This window comes from Pedobacter sp. 01T416_2 (genome assembly GCF_056398925.1).
Genome location: NZ_JBFTQI010000542.1, coordinates 1 through 4066 on the forward strand (window position 1 = coordinate 1; position 4066 = coordinate 4066).

Here is a 4066-nt window from a genome sequence, read left to right on the forward strand (position 1 = left end):
GAGGTTTACCGAGGTTTACCGGGCTGAAAGGAAATCGTATAAATTAGATCTTGCARTAAATGGTGTATATCAGATCGAGCTGTTTTCTTTCGAAAACCCTCCTGCAAGGCCATCGCGGCCAGAGGCTCAGGGTTTACGTCATTTAGCTTTTGAGGTTGATGATATAGAAAAAGAGATTTCGCGTTTGAATGATCAGGGTATAATAACCGAACCGATCCGTATTGATGAGTTTACCGATAAACGCTTTACTTTTTTTGCTGATCCTGATGGTTTGCCTTTAGAGTTGTACGAAATTTAGGATGAGTATTTTCAAGTTCAAACAGTTTGAAGTCGACCAAACGGGTTGCGCCATGAGGATTAACACGGATGGTGTTTTAATTGCGGCGATGGTAAATCACGAAAAACCTAAAAATATATTGGATATTGGAACGGGAACTGGTGTAATTGCCTTGATGCTGGCCCAGCGATTTCCTGATGCAAGCATACATGCTGTAGAAATTGATGAACAGGCCGCACAAACTGCTGGAAAGAATTTTCAATTATCTGTTTTCAGTGAGCGGTTAACCATTAACCATACATCAATTGAACAATATAACTATGCTCAGCAATTCGATCTGATTGTTTCTAACCCGCCTTTTTTTGTAAATGATTTAAAAAGTGAAGAATTTAGGAAAGGAATAGCCCGGCATGCAGATGAAGACTTTTTTAGCATGCTCATTAAAAAATCGAGCGGGTTATTGGCAGATGAAGGTATGATTTGGTTAATCCTTCCGGTTAAACAAGCTGATGAGGTTATAGGTAATGCTGCACATTATAATTTATCGCTTGCAGAGCGGATCCATATTCATTCTGATCAAAGCAAGCCAACCTTTAGACAAGTGATCTGTTTAAAAAAAGGTAAAGCGGTTTTGAAGGAAAATGATTTTTATATTTATGAATCTTTAAAAGCGCATACAGCAGCTTATAAAGAATTACTGAAGGATTTTTTTCTGGCCTTCTAGCTTATGGTTTTTGGATGGATGGCGGGGTAGGGAACAATGATAACATTGTATAATCGCTGTCGTGTTTTTTTATAATATTTAATCACCATTTTTAAAAAATTTGTCGACCGTTGGAAGATTTGTTTTAGCAAAAATTGGTCGAAAGATTTTGCCAGTCCTGTAAATTACGGGGCACAATTAAGTTTACATAATGAAAAAAATAGGTTTAATCTCTGATACACACGGTTTTTTAGATGATGCGGTTTTTAAACACTTCGATGGTGTAGATGAAATTTGGCATGCGGGAGATTTTGGCCCTAATGTAGCCGAGCCTTTGGCAGCGTTTAAACCTTTGCGCGGGGTATTCGGAAATATAGATGATAGTGCGATTAGAGCGGAGTTTCCAGAGCAAAATCGATTTAGCTGCGAAAGGGTTGATGTTTGGATGACGCATATAGGTGGGTATCCAGGAAGATACTCGTCTTATGTTAAGCCTGAAATATACACTAACCCTCCGAAATTATTTATTACAGGGCATTCACATATTTTAAAAGTAATGTTCGATGAAAAAATAAAATGTTTGCATATAAACCCCGGTGCAGCAGGAAAACACGGTTGGCACAAAGTGAGAACCCTCATCCGTTTTTGCATAACTGATGAAAATATTCATACCTTAGAGGTTATAGAGTTATCGGGTAGATAATGTAAAATTTACACTAAGTATGGTTTGTGGCGTTAAAACATTAGGACAATTTATTATAGAAAAACAAGCGGATTTCCCATATGCTAAAGGAGAGCTTTCGAGGTTATTAAGGGATATTGGTATAGCTGCAAAAATTGTAAACCGCGAAATTAATAAAGCCGGTTTAGTTGATATTTTAGGCGATATGGGAACCACCAATATTCAGGGTGAGGAGCAAAAAAAGCTAGATGTTTATGCTGATGAACAGTTTATTGCTGCGTTAACCAGTGGCGGCGAATGCTGTATTGTAGCTACCGAAGAAGAAGATGAAATTATCCATATCGAATCGCCGGTTTCTCAAAACGCCAAGTATATCGTCTGTATCGATCCTTTAGATGGTTCATCCAATACAGATGTAAATGTAGCTGTGGGCACTATTTTCTCCATTTATCGCAGGAAATCGGTTGATGGCAGAGCCAGTATAACGGATGTGTTGCAAAAAGGTACAGAACAGGTAGCTGCCGGTTACATTATTTATGGTTCTTCTACCATGTTGGTTTATACCACAGGGAAGGGCGTTAATGGTTTTACATTAGACCCATCAATAGGTGAATTTTGCCTTTCTCACCCCCAGATGAAAATACCCGAAACAGGTTATATGTATTCGGTAAATGAAGGTAATTATGTTCACTTTCCAGATGGCGTTAAAAAATACATCAAATACTGCCAGGTAGAAGATGAGGCCACTAAACGCCCGTATACTTCGCGTTATATTGGTTCGATGGTTGGCGACATCCACCGGAACTTAATTAAAGGTGGGATTTATATTTACCCAACCACTTCACGCTCGCCTAATGGAAAGTTAAGGTTGTTATACGAATGTAACCCAATGGCTTATATTATTGAGCAGGCTGGGGGCAAAGCCAGCACAGGCTTTGATCGTATACTCGATATTGAACCAACAGAATTGCATCAAAGGGTTCCGATTTTTATCGGGTCAAAACATATGGTAGAAAAGGCTGAAGAAATGATGTTGTTGTATACAGCAAAATCAATCTCGATCGATGCCAATGTAGAAACGAAACTAGAGGATTTAAATGTAGTTGGCGGAATTGATTAAGATTGGCTAAATCTTACTTCTCTCTGCTTCAAAAAAAGTATCTATAGCCAGGTTTTGTTTGTCTTGCGAAGCAAAAACAGCTAAACGGTCGCAACGCTCATTCTCCGGGTGATCGTTGTGACCTTTAATCCAGATGAATTTCACTTTGTGAAGTTTATACAGTTCCAGGAATCTCAACCACAGGTCTTTGTTTTTTTTATCCTTAAAATTTTTGGTTACCCAGCCGAAAACCCATTTCTTCTCCACAGCATCTACTACATATTTCGAATCGGAGTAAACAGTTACTTGTTGATTTAAACTTTTTAACGCTTCTAATCCTTTTATTACAGCCAATAGTTCCATGCGGTTATTGGTGGTCATTCTAAAGCCGCCACTTAGTTCCTTATAGTGTTGTCCTGCCCTTAAAATTGTACCCCAACCACCTGGTCCTGGGTTTCCGCTAGCTGCTCCGTCTGTATAAATTTCGATCATAAACGCCGTAAAGTTATGTTTTTAGGTTTAAAATAGCTTGTTTTATCTGCTTTTGAATTTTTTTTTCAATTTCAAATAATTGAATGTTAAGGAATTAAAAATTAGTTGTAAAAACTTTGAAAAAAATATTTGCAAGAAATATTAAAAGTCGTACTTTTGTGACACTAAAAAATACGGTGGCTGTAGCTCAGTTGGTTAGAGTATTGGTTTGTGGTGCCGAGGGTCGTGGGTTCGAGCCCCATCAGCCACCCGTGAGCCCTTTAAGTTATCTTAAAGGGCTTTTTCTTTTTAAGGTAATTTTCAAATCGCTGATTAGAGAAGATAGAGGTCGATTTTGGGTTCGAGCCTCATATGGGTACCCTGACGGGCTACAATATTTTCCTATCAATTTTATCTATTTTAATTCATTGGTAATTAGTGAATTACGGTTAATGTAAGTGGGCTTTTTTGGTTTGATGTTGTTAACTTCATGCCTATAGGTTTGCTAGCCTGAATTTCTTGGAATCAAATAGAGGATTTAGAAAGTGAACTAAATTAATCCCAGTTTTGTAGCCTTACCGATTAGCATGGCTGTATTTTTTACTTCAAGTTTTTCTAATAGGCTTTTGCGGTGCGTGTTTACAGTTGGAACGCTGATGAAAAGCTTTTCTGATATCGCTGCATTGGTTAACCCTTCGGCGATGAGCAACAATACTTCTTTTTCTCTTCGGGTAATTAGAAATTGGTTGGGTGTTGGTTTCCTTAACGAGCTTAATACTTCAAAACTATAATATACTTTGCCTTTTAGTACGCAGTTAATGGCTTCCAGTAGGT

The 4066-nt window shown here is 38.0% G+C and carries 6 protein-coding genes and 1 tRNA gene; 5 read left to right on the forward strand and 2 right to left on the reverse strand.

The window, feature by feature from the left end; all coding sequences use genetic code 11:
- The 4 genes from gloA2 to fbp form a co-directional block, all read left to right on the forward strand.
- Positions 1-298, forward strand: a 298-nt coding sequence (gene gloA2, locus AC1DPQ_RS19855) for an SMU1112c/YaeR family gloxylase I-like metalloprotein (protein ID WP_477610641.1), incomplete at its 5' end; no start/stop codon positions are given.
- A 1-nt stretch (position 299) separates the two neighbouring features.
- Positions 300-1001 (forward strand): tRNA1(Val) (adenine(37)-N6)-methyltransferase, encoded by a 702-nt coding sequence (locus tag AC1DPQ_RS19860; RefSeq protein WP_477610642.1) that lies wholly within the window; start codon positions 300-302, stop codon positions 999-1001.
- 190 nt (positions 1002-1191) lie between these two features.
- Positions 1192-1683, forward strand: a complete 492-nt coding sequence (locus AC1DPQ_RS19865; protein ID WP_029278402.1) for a metallophosphoesterase family protein — start codon at positions 1192-1194, stop codon at positions 1681-1683.
- 19 nt (positions 1684-1702) lie between these two features.
- On the forward strand, positions 1703-2782 hold the full coding sequence (fbp, locus tag AC1DPQ_RS19870) for a class 1 fructose-bisphosphatase (RefSeq protein WP_477610643.1): 1080 nt from the start codon (positions 1703-1705) through the stop codon (positions 2780-2782).
- 6 nt (positions 2783-2788) lie between these two features.
- On the opposite strand, the gene rnhA is transcribed toward fbp, so the two are convergent.
- Positions 2789-3253: a ribonuclease HI gene (rnhA, locus tag AC1DPQ_RS19875; protein ID WP_057934856.1), complete on the reverse strand. Its 465-nt coding sequence runs from the start codon at positions 3251-3253 to the stop codon at positions 2789-2791.
- A 176-nt stretch (positions 3254-3429) separates the two neighbouring features.
- Between rnhA and AC1DPQ_RS19880 the strand changes: the two genes are divergently transcribed.
- Positions 3430-3503, forward strand: a tRNA-His gene (locus tag AC1DPQ_RS19880).
- A 279-nt stretch (positions 3504-3782) separates the two neighbouring features.
- On the opposite strand, the gene AC1DPQ_RS19885 is transcribed toward AC1DPQ_RS19880, so the two are convergent.
- Positions 3783-4066 (reverse strand): response regulator transcription factor (locus AC1DPQ_RS19885; protein ID WP_477610644.1); only part of this gene is annotated, 284 nt, incomplete at its 5' end.